This is a genomic window from bacterium 336/3, from assembly GCA_001281695.1.
Classification (GTDB): Bacteria; Bacteroidota; Bacteroidia; order Cytophagales; family Thermonemataceae; genus Raineya.
Map to the genome: position 1 here is coordinate 3,159,200 of LJIE01000001.1, position 19,972 is coordinate 3,179,171.

Genomic DNA, 19,972 nt, shown 5'->3' on the forward strand with positions numbered 1-19,972 from the left:
AAAACACAACCATAATGGAAAATCTGATTATTGAAGGTGTTAAAAGTACATATTTTACACCTCAGGTTATTTTCAATGCTGAAACCGGCGAATGTTCTATTACTGGCGAATCTTACTTAGAAGATACTTGGGATTTTTATCGACCTATCTTAGGCTGGTTAAAACAGTATGCAGAAGAAGTTAAAAACCCCGTTACTTTCACATTTGATCTTACCTATTATAATACAAGCTCTTCTAAATGCTTTTTAGATATTGTAAAACAACTTAAAGAATATCAAGATGCTGGAGGCTCCGTTGTCATTAACTGGAAACACCCAGAAGATGATGATGATATTAGGGAAGAAGCAGAAGATTACAAAAACTTTTTAAATATTGATATAAACATTATTTCATACTAAAAGCCTTGAATAAATTGATTTTCAAATTTTAAAACTTTTAGATTGTGAATTTTTATATTAATCCTAGCTACCTTGAGTACATCTTGGTAGCTTTATTCTTTGCTATTTATTTACTTTATTTTATTTTGGCTCGTTACAAAGCTGATAGGCTTAACTTGCCCTTAAGAAGCTATTTTTGGGCTAAACTTATTTTTAGAAGTGTCTATATCAGTTTTGTATTCATTGCTCTGTTGGGACCTATTTTTGGTGAAGAGAAACAACAAATTAAGGTAAAAGGAAAAGATATTGTTTTTGCCATAGACGTTTCAACTTCTATGGATGCTCAAGATGTATTGCCAAGCCGTATTGAGAAGGTTAAATATGAACTCCAATTACTACTCTCAAACCCTTTACAAGCTAGAATGGGACTTGTAACCTTTGCATCAGAAGCTTTTAGCTCCTGCCCTCTTACCAAAGATTATACTTTACTTCAAAATATATTTATTCCTGCTCTTTCTACGAAACAAACTTACGGACAAAGCACTCAAATGTATAATGCCTTGGATATGAGTATTAAAAGTGTTCTCAGAGAAAAAGAAGATAAAATTCATAAAAGAGCTAAAATTGTAGTTTTGTTTACAGATGGTGAAGATTTTGGTGATGATTATTCCGATTTAGCAAATCTTATTCAACGCAAGGGTATTCATCTTATTATTATAGGTATTGGTTCTGAAGAAGGTAGTCCTATTCCTACACCTGCTGGCTATAAAAAAAATGAAAAAGGGGAAAAAGTAATTTCTAAATTCAATAAAAATGCATTGATTCAGCTTGCCCAAATGAGTGGAGGCAAATATTTTGAGATTAGCAAGCAAGGAAATATCAACAGAAATGATATGGAGAAAGTAAAAGCTAATCTTGAAGAAATACAAGGAACCCTTGAAGATAAGAGAGAAATAGGCTTAGATTCTAACAAATATTATTACTTCTTGATTATTGCTTTTATCATGATTTGTATAGATATGATGATTACTACCCGAATTATTAAACTAAAATACAGATAGATATGAGTGTTGAAAAGTATCTTTCTGATGAGGGTATCAAATCATTTTTGGATGCAGTTGATATGGTATTAAACAGCAATACTTTTTTACTTTATATTCCAGAAGCAAACTTACAGATGCCTACATTTCAATGGCAAAACCATGTTAGAGCATATATTGGTAGTGATTCTTTCGATCAAGATTTGGTTCAACAAGATATTTTAAGAAAATGGAATAATTTTACTCGTTCAAAAAGCACATCAAAATGTTTCAAAAGAAAAAATGAAGTTCAGTTAAAAACCTCTTTTATTCCTTTGCCTTATCTGGAAGCAATGCTTACAGATGAAAGAGTTATTGAAATTCCTGAAACACAAAGCATTTTTTATAGTCCTTATAACAAAGGCATAGAAACCAAACAAGCTAAAAATTTAGTTAAGAACTTTATTAATGCATTGTTTGGGGAAAGTTTCTGGCAATTATGGACAGTAAATCCTGATTTTCTTTATAGTAAAGGTGATATTAGAAAATTGGGGCAACCCGTAAATTTTTTAGCTTATTTTATGGGTAGTGATTGTTTGGCTACTGATTCTGCAAGTTTACTAATAAATGACCAAAAAGCATTTTTATTACTTACCAATGGTGTAGATTAATTTATCAATTTTTCTGCTCCCCTAAAAACCAAATTATATACACAAGCCACCAAAGCGAAGGAAAACCTCCCACTCCCATCAGAATGAAAGTTCCTGTATGAAAAAGCACTCCTATTGGCAAGAAAATATATTTACTTTTAGGGTATATCAAGACTAATATAAATCCTAACTCAAAGATTATAGCCATAATACTCAAGAAAACACACAGTATATCTGATTGAGCCACCCACAAGCCCAGAGTGGTTGGGTGAGATAGTAAATGTGTTTGAAGTGTTTGAGGCTCAAACCAAGTGAAGCCTGCTATCATGATTTTTTCTAAGCCACTTTGCACATATACACAAACCACTACCAATTGCATCAGGCGTAGTCCCCACGCTTGTACTTGTTCTGAGCCTTTTTTTATTTCTACAAGTAAAAAAGGTAGTAACATACTCACATAGCCCCATGTAGCATAAGTATGGTCTATTTTTCCAAAACCATACAAAAAGCCTTGTAAAATGAGAATTATAAAGATTGCAAATATCCAAAATTGAGTAGCCCATTTTCTCCAAAAACTTGCTAAAAAAGCGAGATACAACACTACAAACCAGTAAAAAACACTCTCATCTGTGGGAAATGGAAGCCATTTTAGTAAAAAATGAGGTTCGTAAAATTCTACTGCCCTACTCAAAAGTTTAAGGCTTTTATACCATGTAAAACTCTCATACACCCATACCACAGTCAGAAATGCTTGCAAAAAAATTACTTTATTTTTATGAATTATAATTTTCCAAAAATGATTTATGGATGATTTGTTGAAGAATCTCCAGCGAAAAATAATGTTTCGATAGTAAAATCCCAATGCCAAAATACTTAAAAAAGCAAAACGAATCAGAATTTGTTCGGCTTTGCCTAAAAAAAAATTGATCTCGAAACGATGTTTTTCTGTAAAAAAACGAGGGTAAAAAGTGTCTATGATACTTGTAAACCATTTGGGTGCAAGCAATGGGTTTTCGTAAGCCAAAAGGATTTCATATTTCAGAAAAATCCAATAGACAATTTGCACTAAAATATTGACTACAAACACTATATACAAAAAATATCTACTTGTTGTTTTCATAGGTTGCAATCAATGATGAATCTCTTTTTTTATTAGAAATTTGCACCCGATACAAATGCCATGCTTTTACATCTTGATTGGTAGAATACAAATTTTGAGTACTTTTTCTAAACTTTTTTTCAAAGTCATTCATCTTGTTCTGATAATAATATTTTCTTACAAGATAATTAAAAACACTCTCATCTACACCTATTTGATAAGTGTTAAATTTATAAACAATGTTTTTTTTGTTGGTATAATACAAAATAAATAGTTCTTCCTTTTGGTTTGTTCTGATGGGTTCAGCAAACATTCCAAATCGGAAGAACGGGTAAAAATCGTTGATAAGCAAAAAAGGAAGCCAGACTAATAGCAAGGCTATGGCTATCTTTTTGTACATGAAATTATTTTATCTTTTAGAAAAAGCTTTTGTTTCTACAACTATAAAACCTTTAGAAGTACGAGCATACATTTTTACAGGCAACTGGTCTGCATCAGCTGTAACAGCAATGCGAATAGAGCTTGTTTCAACTTGTTCTACCACAGGAGCCACTACTCCCAAAATATAACAGTCCTTTGTTCCATTGTAAATACTCATACTTTTTTTACCTAAGTACTTAAATTTTATAGTTTCTGTTTTTTCGGGTTCAGCAACAATTTGTATATTAATAATATCATTGATTTTCAGGTTTTTAAAGTCAATTTGACGAAGTTTGTAAAAAGCACTGAAACCGTCTTCTGTTTCAGCAGAGAAATTAGTCGTTTTCTTTTCGCTGGGGCGTTCGAGTGTATAACTGACAGCCTTACCCAATTTATGGTTGTATTCTGTGATAAAATTGGTTTTCTTTTTACCATCATCTACAAAGGCATGTAGTTTTTGAGGACGTAGTTTTTTTGAATCTATCCAAGAAGTTACTTTGTTATCAAAATTAATAATGCCCAAAGCAGCCGTGATTTTACCAATTGCTGTAATTTTATAACAAGTTTGGTTATTAAGGCTTACAGTTTGATTATCTACTTGCAGAGTCAGTTCTGCCACATCACTTCCATCTTTTAAGATTTTATATGTTATTTTTTCTCCTGATGGGTTGAGTTGTGCCTTTGATAAAAAAGGCAATGCTATGAGTAAAAAAAGTAATAAATTTTTCATTATGATTTGTATTTGGACTGTAATTTACAAATTTCTGTCAAAAATCAAGCCTGATTTTTTGACTTCTAGTGATTCAAAAAAAAGAAAAGATATAATAATAACCACACTCCATCTAAAAAATGCCAAAACATAGATACTAATTTTAAGCGTTTTTGGTTAGGTGGATTGATTGAATAGACAAAAGAATCTACATATTTTATCTTTTTAAGAGCTTGCCAAGTTAAAATCAAGAGAGCTGTCATACCTGCCAAAAAATGTATAACATGCAATCCAGTAAGCAAGTATAGATATGCTACAGAAGTTTTTCCTTTGATAAGAAAAAGACCTTTTTCTTGAAGATGAACCCATCCTATTACTTGGCAAACCATAAAGGTAAGTCCTAGAAAAACAGTAGAACCCAAAAAATAACGATAACCTACAAAATCGTCTTTTTTAAATGATAAATTAGCCTGATGTAAAGTATAACTGCTAATGAGAATAACAAAAGTACTAAAGTTAAAAATTTTAGGTAACTGGAAATCTAACCAACCTTTATTCCCTTTTGAAAGGCTGTAAGCCAACACGAGTATTAAAAACAAAACACTCATACCTATCATAGCTATTATGAGCATATTTTCTTGGTATGAGCGTTTTTGATTCAGTAACTTTAACATAAACTTTGGTTTTATTAATTTCTAACACCAAAGTTTATTTTTTTGTTTCAGGGATTTTAATCTTCTCTTCCTTTTTTATTTTCATCAGACTCTGCCATTCTTACAACTTTAGGACTAAACTTGGCAATGATCTCTACCAAATCCCTCTGAGCTAACATCACATCATTAATGTCTTTGTATGCCATAGGAGCTTCATCCAAATCGCCACCTATCAGTGTTACACCTTTTTCTTGTAGATTTTTTTTTACTTCGTTCATTGTGAAGCTGTTAAGAGCCTTATTTCTGCTCATTAACCTACCCGAACCATGTGAAGCAGAATTTACTGCTGAAATTTCTCCTTTACCACGAACCACAAAACCCTGTGTAGCCATAGAACTGGGTATAATTCCCAAAACACCTTTTTGAGCAGGTGTAGCCCCTTTTCTGTGTACCATTACCTCCGTTCCATCAGCCAATTTTTCTTTCCATGCAAAATTATGATGGTTTTCTATCATAAAAAGAGGTTTTTTGCCTAAGGCTTTTGCCATTCTTCTATGAATTTGGTGATGATTGGCAGCAGCATACTCCCCTGCAAGATTCATGGCTATCCAATATTCTTGCCCTGCTTCTGTGTTCAAGTCGAGCCATGCCAAATGTTGAGCCTCACGAGGCAATTTTGTTTGCTCAATAGCTAATTTAGAATAATGATTGGCAATACCAGCCCCAAAACCTCTTGATCCTGAATGAGATAGCAAAGCTACATAATTCCCTTTGGGCAGGTTTCCTAAATCAGCACTGTTTTCTTCTACTATTTCAATCACTCCCCATTCTACAAAGTGGTTACCAGTTCCAGATGTCCCTATTTGCGATAAAGCTTTGGGATACAGACTTCTAATAAAAGGTGTAGCTTTCCAGTCAGGATGTTCCCAAACTTCGTCATCCAAAGAATTTTTGTTTGTGCCTGCAATTCCAAAATAGGTATGGTCTCCCAAATGCTTTTTAAATTCACTTCTGCGTTTTTCGAGTAAAACAGCATCTAATTCAAATACACTCAAACACATACGACAAGCAATATCTACACCCACAGCAAAGGGAATAATTTTGTCTGACTCTGTAGCTAGGACTCCTCCAATTGGTAAACCATAACCTTGATGAGCATCGGGCATCAAAGCCCCTGCAACTGATATAGGCAATTTCATGGCTGTATCCATCTGATAAAGAGCAGTTTCCTCGATATGCTCTTTTCCAAAAACCTGATAAGTTAAAGGGCGTTCTCGGAGTTCAAAAGACTTAAAACCCTCATTTTCATTTGTTTTTTTGGGTTGTAATTCTTGTGTAAGTTTAGCTATTTCTCCAAAAGTCTCGTCTTCTGTATATTTTTCGGGCTGATTGACTAATTTTTCGTAGGTTTCTAAGAGTAATTTTTTTTCTATTTTTCCTTTTTTGAGTAAAAATTTGGCAAGTTTTCCTGCCTCTTCCAACAATTCTTTATCCTGAAAAAATATTTTTAATTCGTTATTATTAATTTTTGAAGCCATTTTTTTGTCTAATTTTTTTCTTTACTAAAATTTTTTTCTCTTCTTTCTGGGGTTTCAAAATACTGATTTTCATAATTTTATAAGGTTTAATGTTTTTTACTGTTACAATGTTCTTAAAACTGCGATTTAGTTTTACAGCAAAAATCGTGAAAAAATTAAATATAAGGCTTATGAAAAAACAGATTTTATCTTTGATGTTGCTTTGCACAAGTATATCAGTCTATGCCCAAAGAAGAAAAATCAAAATGAATAAGAGCCATATAAAGCTCAAGAAAGGAAAAGAGAAAGTAAAATAAATCCTTTAAATTTTATCTTTGGTAAATTAGAAACTACCTTTTATAAAAAAAATACTCTTTATAAATACCATTAAGTATTATATTTAATACATTTAATTTATAAACCCTTCATTTATCTATTTTTATGAGAAAGTTTAGTTTTTTATTTTTAGTAAGTTTAATTCTTCTGAATGCTTGTAAGTCGTCTGTGGACTCCGAACAAAGAACATGGAAAAACAATGTTCAAAACCTTGAAAAGCTTAAAACCCAATATCCTTCTTTAGCTAAAATCTTAGATACCAAACTTCAAGATGCTCAAAAAGTATACAAAGAAGCAGAAGGTATTTCAGATGAAAAGCAAAAAATGGAAAAAATGGGGGAAGCCAACAAAGTGTTGGATACTCAATTTATAAGAGATTTGAGTTCTGTTGAGTACAAAATCAAGAGTATTGAAAAAGAAATGGAAAAGATTTCTAAAAAGAAGTTTAGCAAATCCTCTTTATCAAAAGTAAATGATGGTATGCAAAAAGCTTCTAGTCTTATTTCTAGCGTAAAAAATCATTTGAGCCAAAGTGCTGACGAAACAACTCTTGCAGGAATATTACGTACAGATATTGGTGATTTAATTTCTATGGAAAGCAAATTGAGGACACTTGCAAAAAGTAAATAATATTCAAAACTGCCCTATTGGGGAGTTTTGAAATAATACCACTGAAACTATTTTTATGAAAAAAGAGTATTTATTCAGGCTGTTTTTCTTATTCTTGAGTGTCTTTTTAAGACAATGATAATCAATTGAAAAGAAAAATATACTTCCTAATAAAATTAAAAAAATATAGTCAAAAAGTAGCTTATTATTGGAATGGAGAGTATATTGGAACAACTCCTACCAACAATCAAGGTATTCGTATGTTGGAGTTTACACTCAAGAGTTCTTGGGCTGTAGATTGGATTAAAATTTTTGATAGCAAGCAAAATATCCTTTACCAAGAAGATTTCGATAAATGTCCCTAAAACTATGACAGTTCACTATCCTCCTACTCCACACCCTGCTACTTTCAGTACACCCAGTGTATTTTTGGCAGGCAGTATCGAAATGGGTAAAGCCATCGACTGGCAACAAGAAGTCATCAAACAACTCACAGATGCTCAGTGGAATGGTGCTGTATTAAACCCCAGACGAGCAGATTGGGACTCCTCTTGGGAACAAAAAATAGAAAATCCTAAATTTAGAGAGCAAGTGGAATGGGAACTGGAAGGTTTAGAAAAAGCTACTTTAATTATCTTTTATTTTGCACCCAAAACTTACTCTCCTATCACAATACTGGAGCTTGGCTTATTTGCCCAAAACAAAGAATGTGTAGTTTGCTGCCCTGAAGGCTTTTGGCGAAAAGGAAATATTGATATTGTTTGTGCAAGATATGGCGTTCCCCAAGTCCAGACCATTGAAGAGCTTACAAAAGCTATTTTGGAGTTGGGGTAGATTGTTCATATATCCTAGAATATGTGCATATATTCTATCTTACATTGATTATAGAATCTTAAATTATTTTTTGCAATGGCTTTCCAGCTATCAAATAGCTTTTTAAGAAATATGGAAAGTACAATTTTATTCATTCTTTTTTAGAAAGCAAGGCAATAGTATAGAATCCCCCTCCTTTGGTTCATAACTAATATTTTTATTAAACATATGTATATTTACGCCAATTTCATGTTTATAGTTATAATTAAAATCATATAACCCTGTCCATTCAATGTTTTCCTTTTTAGCAATTTTCTCTAATGTTTCTCCTCTTTTTAGTTGGTAAAGGTAGTATCTTTTTTCACATCCATGTTCTTTTCTATAATTCTCAAAAAAATTTACAATTTTGCTAATAGTAGGGTTCTTCATAGATGAACTATCAAGAGGAATACTAATTGTTTCATCATAAGATATTTTAAAGGTTATAATCCTTTGTATGACCTTTGGTTTTAGTTCCTTTTTAACTGTACCATATCTTTTTCCTAATGAAAGTAGTTTTTCGTGAGTTAATTCTTGATTTAAGAACTGGATAAAATTATTATACCTATGTAATGAAGCATAATAATGTATTTTATTATTAAAAACATGTTCATATACCCAAACATTACCTTTTTTATCTTTATCTTTAATAAGCTTTATGGCTATTATCTCTCCCAAAACTTCTGTTAAAAAATAAAAATTATTTTCCAAATATATAGTTTGTGGCTTTTTAGAACTATGCTGACCATAGAGCCAAGGAATAATAATTGTATTTAATAAAATTATTAATAATATCTTTTTCATTCATACTACAAATTAATCTCTGCATTATCTCCAATACTCAAAACATAGCTTTCGCCTTTCAGGGAGCTGTCATTTCCTACGATAGAATCTTTGAGAACCACATTCGAGAGTTCACTGTAAGAGCCTATAATAGAGTTCGATACAATCGCATTCTCAAGAATAGTATCCTCACCAATTGCCACATTAGGTCCAATAATAGAATTATTGATTTGGCAATTTACACCAATACTCACAGGAGGGATAATAATGGTGTTGGGATAAGTATTGACTGTGTTTTTAAATTCCGATTTATTGAGCAAAATGGCATTGGCTTCTAGAAGCGTTTCACGTTTCCCACAATCGTACCAATGTTCTACGGTCATAGTTTGGATGTTTTCACCTTTTTCGACCATGTACATCAGTACATCTGTGAGGTAGTATTCATTTTGGTTTTTCTTGTTCTTCTGCATCAAAAAGTGTATTCCTTCTAAAAAAAGAGGAATATTTTTCACTTTATACACGCCCACAAGTGCCAGATTCGATTTTGGGATTTTGGGTTTTTCTATCAAACTGATTACTTCACCTTTTTTACCTACTTGCACAATTCCGAAAAGCATTGGATTACTCACTTTCTTAATACCCACCACCGAATTTTTATTTTTCAAAAGGCTTTTGTAATCTAATGGGGCAATGGTATCACCGAGTACAATCAGAATATCCTGTTCTTTTTCGTAAGTATGTTTTGCTACCCACAAAGCATGAGCAGAACCTTCTCTGGGTTCTTGTGTTACAAATTCGGCTTCTATTTTATTCTGGTAATGCGTTTTGATAAAATCTTCTACTTTTTCGCCCATGTACCCCAACACAAATACAAACTCTTTGAAGCCATAGCTAATTAAATCATCAACGATGTGAGCCAAAATGGGCTTTCCTGCAATAGGAACAAGGGTTTTGGGTTGTGTGTGTGTATGCGGACGCAAACGCATGCCAGCTCCCGCCACAGGAATAATTACTTTCATAGCTTAGTTTTAATGCTAAATGTTTTTAATGCTAAGTTGTAAATATTTGAAAACTAAATTTCAAACGATAATTGTTCATTGCTTAATGTTCAACGACAACTGTTCAAATTTAGAACTTAATTGTAAAATTTCAAACCTATTCACCTAATTTGGTGTTTTACTTACGAAATCGTATATTTGTAAAATTTTTAAAGATTCTATGACTACCCAACAAGTATTGCAAGCCCTTTCTACAGTTCAGGAGCCAGACCTTAAAAAAGATTTGGTTACGCTCAACATGATTCGTGATGTACGTGTAGAAGGTAGCAATGTATTTTTTACAGTTGTTCTTACTACCCCAGCTTGTCCTCTGAAAGAAAAAATTCGCAAAGATTGTGAGGAAGCTATTCATCAAATAAACCCCGATGTTGTTGTAAACATCAATATGACAGCAGAAGTAACTTCTATCTTGAAGTCTGCTGTAATGCCTGATGTAAAAAACATCATCGCTGTTGCTTCTGGCAAAGGTGGTGTCGGAAAATCTACGGTTACAGCCAATTTAGCCATTGCACTTGCACAAATGGGTGCAAGAGTAGGCTTGGTAGATGCAGATATTTTTGGTCCTTCCATGCCTATTATGTTTGGTATCGAACACGAAGTTCCAGCTATGGAGGAAGTAAATGGTAAGCCTTCTATCATTCCTATTGAGCAATATGGCGTAAAAATTATGTCTATGGGCTTGATTCCACAAGCCAAACAAGGTGCTGTGGTTTGGAGAGGTCCTATGGCAAGCAAAGCCCTCATGCAATTTTTAGGAGATACTTATTGGGGCGAATTGGATTATTTGCTTGTAGATATGCCTCCAGGTACAAGTGATATTCATCTTACACTTGCTCAGGCTGTTTCTGTAACAGGTGCAATTATTGTAACAACCCCACAAAAAGTAGCATTGGCAGATGCTCAAAAAGGTTTGGCAATGTTCCAACAAGGTACAATCAATATTCCTGTTTTGGGTGTTGTCGAAAATATGGCTTACTTTACTCCTGCTGAACTACCTCAAAACAAATATTATATTTTTGGTAGAGATGGTGGAAAAGTAATGGCAGAACGCTATAATGTACCATTTTTGGGTGAAGTACCATTGGTACAAAGTATCAGAGAAGCTGGTGATATAGGCAGACCTATTATTGCACAAGGTGAAGAAGATTCTCCTACCTATATTGCATTCAAACAAATTGCTGAAAACTTGGCTCGCCAAGTGGCTATCCGAAATGCATCCTTACCACAAACACAACGTGTGGAAATTAAAGTTTAAAAAAAGAAAAAAACCTATAAGGTTTGAAATTATTTGTATATATTGTTGTAATTGATTAAGACCTTATAGGTTTCAGCATAATAAAAATCATTGATTATGAACTTATTAGAAAGAGTAGAAAAAGCCCTTGACAATATTCGCCCTTATCTGGAAACTGATGGAGGAAATGTAAAGGTTTTAGAAATTACAGCAGAGAATGTTGTAAAGTTGGAGTTGTTGGGCTCTTGTAGCAGTTGTCCTATGTCTATCATGACGTTCAAGGCAGGTATCGAAGAAGCCATCCGTAAAGCCGTTCCCGAAATTGCAAGCATTGAAGCTGTGAATTTAACAGCAATGGTGTAGTATTCTATTTATTTTTTGATAAACAGCCTATAAGGTTTGAGACTTAAAATTTATATTTTAGGCTCTCAATATAAACCTTATAGGTTTCCTTTTTTATAGATACAACTAAAATTTCCAGTCAAATTTACTTCTCAAAATATTTCAATATAACTAACTTATTATCAACATCTTAAATATAAAAAATTCTACTTCCAAAATCCCAAAAAATATTAGAAAAAACGCTGATTTCTAATTATCTTTGCCTAGATATAACTACATAAATATTATGGCGACAAATCCGAATAATTACAACGAGGAAAGCATTAAATCGTTAGAGCCACGTGAGCATATTCGCTTACGCCCTGGTATGTATATTGGCAAACTGGGAGATGGTTCTGCACAAGATGATGGTATCTATGTACTTGTCAAAGAAATTATTGACAACTCCATAGATGAGTACACAATGGGCTTTGGCTCTAAAATAGAAATTGATGTTACAGAACGTTTGGTGAAGGTCAGAGACTACGGAAGAGGTATTCCGTTAGGGAAAGTGATAGATTGCGTTTCTAAAATCAATACAGGGGGTAAATACGACTCTTCAGTATTTCAGAAGTCAGTTGGCTTGAATGGTGTGGGTACAAAAGCTGTAAATGCTCTTTCTGCATACTTTAAGGTACAATCTGTACGTGATGGACAAACCAAAGTAGCTGAATTTACTCAAGGAAAGCTTGTCAATGATTATCCAGTAGAATCATGTACAGATAAAAATGGTACACTTACCATTTTTGAACCAGACGATACAATTTTCAAGAATTTTAATTTCATACCCCATTATCTTGAAGACCAGATTTGGAATTATGCATACCTCAATGCAGGTTTAAAGGTTATTTTCAATAAACAAGAGTATTTTTCTAAAAATGGATTGCTCGATTTGTTGCAACGTAAAACCAACGAAGACGAAATCCGTTATCCAATTATCCACTTACAAGGTAATGATATAGAGTTTGCTATGACACATGGCAACCAATATGGAGAAGAATACTACTCGTTTGTAAACGGACAATATACTACACAAGGTGGAACGCATTTGGCAGCTTTCAGAGAAGCTCTTGTTAAAACTGTTAGAGAATTTTATAAGAAGGATTTTGATGCAGCAGACATCAGGGCATCTGTGATTGCTACTGTGAGTATCAGAGTTCAAGAACCTGTTTTTGAATCTCAAACAAAAACAAAATTGGGTTCTACAAATATTGCCCCTTCCGATAACTCGCCCACTGTCAGAGCTTTTGTAAACGATTTTGTTAAAAAATCGTTGGATGATTTCTTACACAAAAATCCTCAAACTGCTGAAGCAATTTTAAAACGTATTTTACAATCAGAAAGAGAGCGTAAAGACATCGCAGGCATCAAGAAACTTGCTAACGAAAGGGCTAAAAAAGCTAATTTGCACAACAAAAAACTTCGTGATTGTAGAATACACTACGAAGACCAGAAAAATGAGTTTCGCCACGAAACTACTTTGTTTATTACCGAAGGGGATTCAGCAAGTGGTTCTATCACAAAAGCTCGAAATCCTCAATTACAAGCAGTTTTTTCTTTGCGTGGAAAGCCCCTAAATTGCTTCAATCTTACAAAGAAAATTGTGTACGAGAATGAAGAGTTTAATTTGCTTCAACATGCCTTAAATATTGAAGATGGTTTAGAAGGTTTGCGTTATAACAGAATTGTATTGGCTACAGATGCTGATGTGGATGGAATGCACATCCGATTACTGATGATGACATTTTTCTTGCAATTTTTCCCAGATTTAGTAAGAAATGGACATTTGTATATTCTCGAAACGCCTTTGTTTAGAGTACGCAACAAGCAAAAGACTTTCTATTGCTACACAGAACAAGAAAAACAAAAAGCTATTAGACAGCTTGGTGGAAATCCCGAAATTACTCGTTTCAAAGGACTTGGAGAGATTTCGCCTGATGAATTTGGTGGTTTTATTGGCGAAAATATTCGCCTTGAGCCTGTAATTCTCAGAGAGCATACCAACATTCATAAGATTTTGGAGTATTATATGGGTAAGAATACGCCTGTTCGTCAGGAGTTTATCATCAACAATCTCCGATTAGAACTCGATGAAGTAGAAGCTGAAATTGCTTAAAAAGCAAAAGCCTGAATTTTACATTCAGGCTTTTTTTATGAAGAAGTATTTGTTTTTTATGTTGAAAAGCAGTTAAATCAGACCGATTTGAACAACTGCTTTTACCTTAGTAATGAATGGATTGGTAGTGATGGAAGCATCAATATATTTTAATACAGAAAGTGTTACAATCACCATCACGAATCTTTTCAAGAAGATAAGGTTTTTGGTTTGGGTTGAATTTAAATGTTTCATAGATTTAAAATTTTAGCTCGTCTTAAGGTGTTTTGCTGTTACAAAATTAAATATTGTTTTTCAAATAAAAAAATCCAAAAAACAGAATAAAAAACAAAATAAAACCAATTAAAAAGAATAAAAATCTAAATTAATTTATAAAACCAAACACTATACTTATATTGCTCAAAGGGCAGTATTTTCTTCTGAAAATTCAGGTTGCAAATTTTTTTTATATGTTTTTACAGAATTGTCATTGCGACTGCGAACAACGTGAAGCAGGAAGCAATCTAAGCCTTCAAGATTACTTCACCTCACTTTGTTCAGTTCGTAATGACGTTTTTTCATGTTGAATAAAGTGAAGCATACTTGCCTTTTTTAATGTTATAACATATATTTGCATGAATCTTTCAAAAGCATTCATTTTCTTATTTTTTAATTTTAAACCAAACCAAAACATGAAAAATTTATTTTCTACAGTGGCAATAGCACTTTTTGTTATTCTGAGTGCTTTTAGCTTTATCAAAACTGTAAACTATAACGTAGATACCAAAGCTAGTAATCTTACTTGGGTAGGTTACAAAGTAGGTGGTAAACACAATGGTGATTTAAAACTTACAGACGGTAAAATCACTATGTCAGGTGCAAATATCACAAGTGCCTCTTTTACCATAGATATGACTTCCATGACTGTATTGGATTTACAGGGAGGAATGGCTGAAAAATTATTAGGTCACCTGAAAAGTGATGATTTCTTTAGTGTTGCAAAATATCCTAAAGCATCTTTTGAGCTAACCAAAGCTACAAGTACAGGAAAAAACACTTATGATGTTACAGGAAAGTTAACCATCAAAGGTATTAGCAAAGATATTACTTTCCCGATAACCGTAGATGCAAACAGCATGAAGCTAACAGCAAAAGGCACATTGAAAGTAGACCGTACCAAATGGGACATTATGTACCGTTCTAGCCTTGCTGGCACTGCTGCTGATAAACTGATTGACAACGAATTTGAAATTGGTTTGAATATTGTAGCTAATAATAGTAACAGTAAATAATAGATTTTTATTTTACTTTAATATAAAGAAAGGTACAGTTTAGGCTGTACCTTTCCTTATTTTTGTTTCACTTTAGTTTTAAACCATCCAGTTCTCCTACTATTTTTTCTATTTTCACTTTATCAAATTTTAAATTTTGATTTCCCTTAGATTGATTAAGTAAATTTGTTATATTCCCAATATATTTATTAAAAGAATCTTTAAACTCACTTTGATCTATTTCTATCTCTGGTGTTCTATTAATTGTTTTAATACAACTTTGAACCCATGATATTTTATTTATATTTTTTAATTCTTCTAAAGATAGTTTATATCTATCTCCATATTTAAAATCATTTTTCACTTTCTCCAAAGCTCTTATTCCTTGTGCGTTGATTAAACTATATATATTATTACTATATCTATTAAACATTCTTTTCGTTTTTTCTAAATCCTTTTTGTGATTATTTAATTCTTCTGTAAAAAGAGATATTATCCTCCCTAGTTCATCATAAAAGTCTGTATATGGTTTAATAGTGTTGATAAACTTCTGTATTCTTTCTTGTTTGATTTCTTTGTACTTTACAACTTCTCCTAAAATGCTTTTTACTAAGGATGCTATTGGATTAGCCTCAATAAAGCCTGCGATAAGAGGCAACTGAGATATTTTCTCTATAGTACCTATAAAATTACTCCTTTGATTTCTTTTTAAGTCACCAACAAATATTGTTTTACTATTTTCCACAACAAGGCTTGAAAAACTTATCCCAAGCTCTGAACTTGTTGGATTATTTATACCTGCAATCAAAGCCCCTGATTTAGCTACATTAATTAAATTATCTACTTCGTTTATCTGCCCATTTATCTTTTTTATGTCATCTAATGTTTTTATAATCAATTGATAATTTTCTTCATATAAATCTTTTTGATATTCGTATGTTGTATTACCTATTTGGTTTTGTTTTTTTATTATCTCTTCAGATTCTTTTCTTAACTGCTCCATTGTATTCTTTAATTCTTCAGTTTCTTTAGCCGTTTTTTCTATATTTTTTTGTGTAGCTTGAACAGCATCTTCTGTTGTTTGAGCGTAAATATTAAAATACATAATATTTAGTAACAGTATAAGTGTTTTTAATATTTTTTTCATAACCTTATAAGTTTAGTAAAACATAACCAAATATACCTATCCACTCATTTCTCACAATAGGCACAAGTGCCTATTTTTCAGAGTAAATCGAAGGCTTGGGCATATTGGAGAATGTCTTTAAAATGCTTAATACTCAGTTTTTCGTTAATATTTCGGCGGTGAGCTCGTACAGTATGCGAAGAAATAAAAAGTTTTTCGGCAATGTCTTCATTTCTAAGCCCTTCTGCTATTAAGCCCAAAACTACTTTTTCTTGCTTAGTAAGGCTCATAAATTCAGCATAATGGCTTCTCATAAAGTTATCTAACTCTATGGCTTTATTTATTTTATGGGTTACTTTTTCTAAGTCTTTTAATAAAATACTCATTGCAAAAAACATATTTTCTTTTTTATATACTTTTGCATTCGTCAAAACAGTACTATAATGAGTAGTTTTTATAGCTTTTACATCTTGTGTTACTGTAACTATTCCATTTTTATCTTCTTTTTGGTAATGTTCAATAATCTTTGGAAAAGCATTTTTAATCGTTTCTGGAGAGACATAGGTACGAAAATATGTTTCTGTATCCATTTTTAAAATCTCTTCTGGGTGTAACTCTAAAATATTTTCAATAGATTGGCTCATGTGAGCTACTTGTAAGTCATCTTTTTTATTCAGATGAATCATTACATCTTTTGAGACAAGTTCTATGTCTTCTATTTGTATTTTTCCTTTCGATAACAAAGAGTCAATGACATAAAATAATTGTTGGAAGGCTGCAAGATTTTCAAATTCATTTTGCATAAATGTTTTGTAGTTAAATGGCAGACGAAAAAATATTCTTTCATGTAAGTATGCACCAATTTAAGCAATCCAAAACTCCTACGCATCAGGGAATCCCTGATTTTACAACCATGTAATAAAAAAGTTTTTTTTAACTTTTTTATGTATAAAACACTCTTTTTTCGTAGATTTTCTTCGAGAATGACAGAAAAAAGAGTGTAAGTTTTTTTCAATTTTTCAATAAAAATCAAAAATTAGATGTTATAACGTTTACCATTTTTCAGAAAAAACAGATAACTTTGTTCTTACATTTTGGTATAATATTTGGGCAACATAAATTTTATAAATCTCAGACCTATATTCTCCATGAAAAACAATATCACTACACTTGCATTTTTAATCCTTATTATTTTGAGTGCTTTTAAACTTGCTCCTCAAACATACATCACAGACACCAAAAAAAGCAAACTCTCTTGGGTAGGTTACAAAGCAGGAAGTAAACAATATGGTGATTTAAACCTTACAAATGGCTCTTTCGTAATGAATGGCACACAAATAACAGGAGGTTCTTTTACTTTTAAATACAATTTTTCATCTTAATCACATACCATTATGCGTTTAAAATTTTTTACCCTAGTTCTTTTTTGTTTCATCTCTATAAACTTAAAAGCACAAACCAGTACTCGATTTGAAGTTACCAACATTGAGTTGATTCGTCAAAATGGTAAAAACTTCCTTAAAATTGCTATTCAAGACAAGCAAAAAGATGCAGGTTTTTATTCTTACCCAATTTTCAAGGTGGTTTCTAATGGAAAAACCATCGCAGAGCGTGGCCTTTCCAGTTATGGACTTGTTGAAACGGAACTTATTCCTACTAAGCTCAAAGAATTGCCTAAAAATTTTACTTGTGTGGTATTTTTGAGCTCTCAAGGAGGCACTAATACACATCAAATGGAATACAAAGCAAAATAAACTATTTTCTTTCGTAACGCAATCGTTGATAATTATACTTGTTTTTCCAAGTAATGGTAAGGTTTTTTTTATCTAAAAAATTGATAAAACCCACTGTTCTATATTCATCTTTCAAGATGAGCTGGTTTTCTTCTAATGTAAATAAGGTTTCTTTATTAGTTAGATGACTTTTAAGACTGTTTTTTTCTATTATGAGTGGGTAAGGTAATTTTACATGTAATAACGTATCCATGAGATCTGTTTTGTCTTGAAAATTTTTGTTGATAAGGTTACGGGCTTCCCAAGAGCCCGTAATGCTTTCTATGGCTATTTTTTTTGTACTTTCTTTAGAAAAACCTTCCCAATTGATGTTATTTTCGGGTACCTTGTGCCAAGGATTACCCAACGAAAATTCAATTGTATCTTTAAAGCCTTTGAAATCATGATTTGGTTCAATCAGGCTAATATCGAACTCAACACGCAGATACTCATATTTTTGATAAGTCACAATGGAAAATTTCCCTTTTACTTTTTCTTTAGAAAGGACTTCATGATGATATGGACTAGCCCAGTTTGTAACAAAGCAAGCAAGTGTTTCATTATGAATATCATAAGATTTGCCCGTTTCTAAGAGCATTTCTGAAGGTATTTCCAGATATAAATTTGTCCCACCATCTCCATCCATTACACCTTTGGGCTTAGAATGATAATGTAATTGAGCCTGAGCCACTATTTTATCCCCTTCATTTAATATCAAACGCCCTTCTTTGTCAAGCTTAGAGTGATAATACAGTGTTCCTCGTTTGTTTTTATCTTTGTTTTCGGGATTATTGGTTGTTTTGTTGCTACATGCCCAAACAAAAAAAGAAAAAAATGCAGATAAAAAAAGTTTAAAATTCATAAAATAAAGCTTTGTAGTATAGATGCAAAAAGTAAAATTTTTCCATAAATTATTTTTTCTAAGAATGTCCTATTATGAGCTTTAAATCCTCAGAAACAGGATATATGTTTTCAATAGGCAGTAATTTTTGTGCTTCTTCTATTTTTTTCTGATTCACCAGATTTCCTATTTCTTTAGCATATTCTGTGATGTCTTCAATATCTACTGTCCACTCGTTTACATATTTCTGAACGGCTATACCTGTCAGCCCTATTTGGATAGAACGATATTCTAAATCATGAAGATAAATATTTTTCTCAGGGTCCCATTGAATCCGAACAGGCGAAACAGATAAACATTGTTTCCAATTTTCTTCAGTTTGGTACAACTCAGCTACAAAATGCGATAAACAAGCATTTTTAAGAGCCCATTCAAAGCCTTCTCTTTTAATTTTAATAGCTAATACATATTCCTGATTTTCTTTACTTGCCCAACCACACCGATACATCATCCACAGAAAAGAAGGTTTTATCCATGTCATTCTTTCCATTTTAAATGGAGATACAAATTTTTGATGTTTAACAGCAACTAAAGCAATAGATTTTTGATAAGCCTGATAAACTGTTATGGTTTCTTTGTCATAGATAGCCCTAATTTCTCTTGTAAGCATTCTTAAATATTTTTAAATTGAAGTTAATTTTACAAAACTTTTGAAAAATACCTATTTGTATATAAATCTTTATATTTCAATACTTATTATTTTTTTATGCATTTATGGAGTAAAATAATCAATATTTTTAATTCTAAAGATAAATATCCCAAACCAGAAAGTATTGATTTAAAACCAGTCGAAATTGAAAACTTCTATTCACAATTAGATGATTCTTGTAAAGGTTTTATTGATTATCATGACATCATACCTTTATTATTTGAGAACACTGTTATTTTCTTTTTCTATGATTTAGAAGATGGGAATTATTTTGCTACAGATAAAGATGGAAATGTATATTCTTGTATTCATGATGTCAAACCTTTTGTAATAAAAATGAATATAAAAGCCAAAAAACTTATAGAAAGTATTCAAAATAAAACTTTTGATATTCAGAAATATTTTGATGACAGATATAAAGGTCTGTTCTAAAAACACTATAAATATGTTTATAAAGTAGA

General features: G+C 32.0%; 23 protein-coding genes and 2 pseudogenes. 14 read left to right on the forward strand and 11 right to left on the reverse strand.

What is annotated here, in order from left to right:
• Positions 1–14: 14 nt before the first annotated feature.
• The 3 genes and pseudogenes from AD998_14810 to AD998_14820 all read left to right on the forward strand — a co-directional run bounded on the left by AD998_14810 (position 15) and on the right by AD998_14820 (position 2,067).
• The gene (locus AD998_14810; protein KOY87250.1) at positions 15–398 is read left to right on the forward strand and encodes a hypothetical protein; all 384 of its coding nucleotides are present in this window, start codon (positions 15–17) and stop codon (positions 396–398) included.
• A gap of 182 nt (positions 399–580) precedes the next feature.
• Positions 581–1,438: pseudogene (locus AD998_14815) on the forward strand (hypothetical protein).
• Positions 1,439–1,440: 2 nt separating this feature from the next.
• Entirely contained in the window at positions 1,441–2,067 is a 627-nt protein-coding gene (locus AD998_14820; GenBank protein ID KOY87251.1) for a hypothetical protein, read from the forward strand.
• Between the two features lie 4 nt (positions 2,068–2,071).
• Here AD998_14820 and AD998_14825 read toward each other — a convergent pair whose 3' ends face one another.
• From AD998_14825 to AD998_14845, 5 genes are all read right to left on the reverse strand, one after another.
• Positions 2,072–3,166 (reverse strand): hypothetical protein, encoded by a 1,095-nt coding sequence (locus tag AD998_14825; protein ID KOY87252.1) that lies wholly within the window; start codon positions 3,164–3,166, stop codon positions 2,072–2,074.
• Positions 3,150–3,545, reverse strand: coding sequence for a hypothetical protein (locus AD998_14830; protein ID KOY87253.1), 396 nt, complete (start codon positions 3,543–3,545; stop codon positions 3,150–3,152). Before AD998_14830 ends, AD998_14825 begins: the two co-directional genes overlap by 17 nt.
• A 9-nt stretch (positions 3,546–3,554) precedes the next feature.
• The gene (locus tag AD998_14835) at positions 3,555–4,295 is read right to left on the reverse strand and encodes a hypothetical protein (GenBank protein ID KOY87254.1); all 741 of its coding nucleotides are present in this window, start codon (positions 4,293–4,295) and stop codon (positions 3,555–3,557) included.
• A 65-nt stretch (positions 4,296–4,360) separates the two neighbouring features.
• Positions 4,361–4,948, reverse strand: coding sequence for a hypothetical protein (locus AD998_14840; protein ID KOY87255.1), 588 nt, complete (start codon positions 4,946–4,948; stop codon positions 4,361–4,363).
• 56 nt (positions 4,949–5,004) lie between these two features.
• Positions 5,005–6,465: an RNA 2',3'-cyclic phosphate--5'-hydroxyl ligase gene (locus AD998_14845; protein KOY87256.1), complete on the reverse strand. Its 1,461-nt coding sequence runs from the start codon at positions 6,463–6,465 to the stop codon at positions 5,005–5,007.
• An 89-nt stretch (positions 6,466–6,554) separates the two neighbouring features.
• On the opposite strand from AD998_14845, the gene AD998_14850 reads away from it, so the two are divergent.
• The 4 genes from AD998_14850 (at position 6,555) to AD998_14865 (ending at position 8,223) form a co-directional block, all read left to right on the forward strand.
• Complete coding sequence (locus AD998_14850) at positions 6,555–6,761, forward strand: hypothetical protein (GenBank protein ID KOY87257.1); 207 nt, start codon at positions 6,555–6,557, stop codon at positions 6,759–6,761.
• A 124-nt stretch (positions 6,762–6,885) separates the two neighbouring features.
• The gene (locus tag AD998_14855) at positions 6,886–7,410 is read left to right on the forward strand and encodes a hypothetical protein (GenBank protein KOY87258.1); all 525 of its coding nucleotides are present in this window, start codon (positions 6,886–6,888) and stop codon (positions 7,408–7,410) included.
• Positions 7,411–7,535: 125 nt separating this feature from the next.
• Positions 7,536–7,754: a hypothetical protein gene (locus tag AD998_14860; GenBank protein KOY87259.1), complete on the forward strand. Its 219-nt coding sequence runs from the start codon at positions 7,536–7,538 to the stop codon at positions 7,752–7,754.
• A gap of 4 nt (positions 7,755–7,758) precedes the next feature.
• Positions 7,759–8,223 (forward strand): hypothetical protein, encoded by a 465-nt coding sequence (locus AD998_14865; protein KOY87260.1) that lies wholly within the window; start codon positions 7,759–7,761, stop codon positions 8,221–8,223.
• Positions 8,224–8,349: 126 nt separating this feature from the next.
• On the opposite strand, the gene AD998_14870 is transcribed toward AD998_14865, so the two are convergent.
• The gene (locus AD998_14870) at positions 8,350–9,045 is read right to left on the reverse strand and encodes a hypothetical protein (protein KOY87261.1); all 696 of its coding nucleotides are present in this window, start codon (positions 9,043–9,045) and stop codon (positions 8,350–8,352) included.
• A gap of 5 nt (positions 9,046–9,050) precedes the next feature.
• A complete protein-coding gene (locus tag AD998_14875) occupies positions 9,051–10,043 on the reverse strand; it encodes a glucose-1-phosphate thymidylyltransferase (protein ID KOY87262.1) in 993 nt (330 codons plus the stop codon).
• A gap of 199 nt (positions 10,044–10,242) precedes the next feature.
• On the opposite strand from AD998_14875, the gene AD998_14880 reads away from it, so the two are divergent.
• The 4 genes from AD998_14880 to AD998_14895 all read left to right on the forward strand — a co-directional run bounded on the left by AD998_14880 (position 10,243) and on the right by AD998_14895 (position 15,084).
• Complete coding sequence (locus AD998_14880; GenBank protein KOY87263.1) at positions 10,243–11,337, forward strand: ATP-binding protein; 1,095 nt, start codon at positions 10,243–10,245, stop codon at positions 11,335–11,337.
• Between the two features lie 96 nt (positions 11,338–11,433).
• Positions 11,434–11,679: a nitrogen fixation protein NifU gene (locus AD998_14885; protein KOY87264.1), complete on the forward strand. Its 246-nt coding sequence runs from the start codon at positions 11,434–11,436 to the stop codon at positions 11,677–11,679.
• A gap of 265 nt (positions 11,680–11,944) precedes the next feature.
• A complete protein-coding gene (locus AD998_14890) occupies positions 11,945–13,813 on the forward strand; it encodes a DNA topoisomerase IV (GenBank protein ID KOY87265.1) in 1,869 nt (622 codons plus the stop codon).
• Positions 13,814–14,484: 671 nt separating this feature from the next.
• The gene (locus AD998_14895; GenBank protein ID KOY87266.1) at positions 14,485–15,084 is read left to right on the forward strand and encodes a hypothetical protein; all 600 of its coding nucleotides are present in this window, start codon (positions 14,485–14,487) and stop codon (positions 15,082–15,084) included.
• A 67-nt stretch (positions 15,085–15,151) separates the two neighbouring features.
• Here AD998_14895 and AD998_14900 read toward each other — a convergent pair whose 3' ends face one another.
• Positions 15,152–16,168, reverse strand: coding sequence for a hypothetical protein (locus AD998_14900; protein ID KOY87267.1), 1,017 nt, complete (start codon positions 16,166–16,168; stop codon positions 15,152–15,154).
• 119 nt (positions 16,169–16,287) lie between these two features.
• Positions 16,288–16,557, reverse strand: a pseudogene (locus AD998_14905) (hypothetical protein).
• Positions 16,558–17,337: 780 nt separating this feature from the next.
• On the opposite strand from AD998_14905, the gene AD998_14910 reads away from it, so the two are divergent.
• Both AD998_14910 and AD998_14915 read left to right on the forward strand, forming a co-directional pair.
• A complete protein-coding gene (locus AD998_14910; protein ID KOY87268.1) occupies positions 17,338–17,571 on the forward strand; it encodes a hypothetical protein in 234 nt (77 codons plus the stop codon).
• A gap of 12 nt (positions 17,572–17,583) precedes the next feature.
• Positions 17,584–17,943 (forward strand): hypothetical protein, encoded by a 360-nt coding sequence (locus AD998_14915; GenBank protein KOY87269.1) that lies wholly within the window; start codon positions 17,584–17,586, stop codon positions 17,941–17,943.
• Position 17,944: 1 nt separating this feature from the next.
• Here the strand turns inward: AD998_14915 and AD998_14920 are convergent, their stop codons facing one another.
• Both AD998_14920 and AD998_14925 read right to left on the reverse strand, forming a co-directional pair.
• Positions 17,945–18,823 (reverse strand): hypothetical protein, encoded by an 879-nt coding sequence (locus AD998_14920; GenBank protein ID KOY87270.1) that lies wholly within the window; start codon positions 18,821–18,823, stop codon positions 17,945–17,947.
• A 58-nt stretch (positions 18,824–18,881) separates the two neighbouring features.
• Positions 18,882–19,472 carry a hypothetical protein gene (locus AD998_14925; protein KOY87271.1) on the reverse strand — a complete coding sequence of 197 codons (591 nt, stop codon included), beginning with the start codon at positions 19,470–19,472 and terminating at the stop codon, positions 18,882–18,884.
• Between the two features lie 96 nt (positions 19,473–19,568).
• Here AD998_14925 and AD998_14930 point away from each other — a divergent pair, with 96 nt between their 5' ends.
• Entirely contained in the window at positions 19,569–19,943 is a 375-nt protein-coding gene (locus tag AD998_14930; protein ID KOY87272.1) for a hypothetical protein, read from the forward strand.
• Positions 19,944–19,972: the final 29 nt, after the last annotated feature.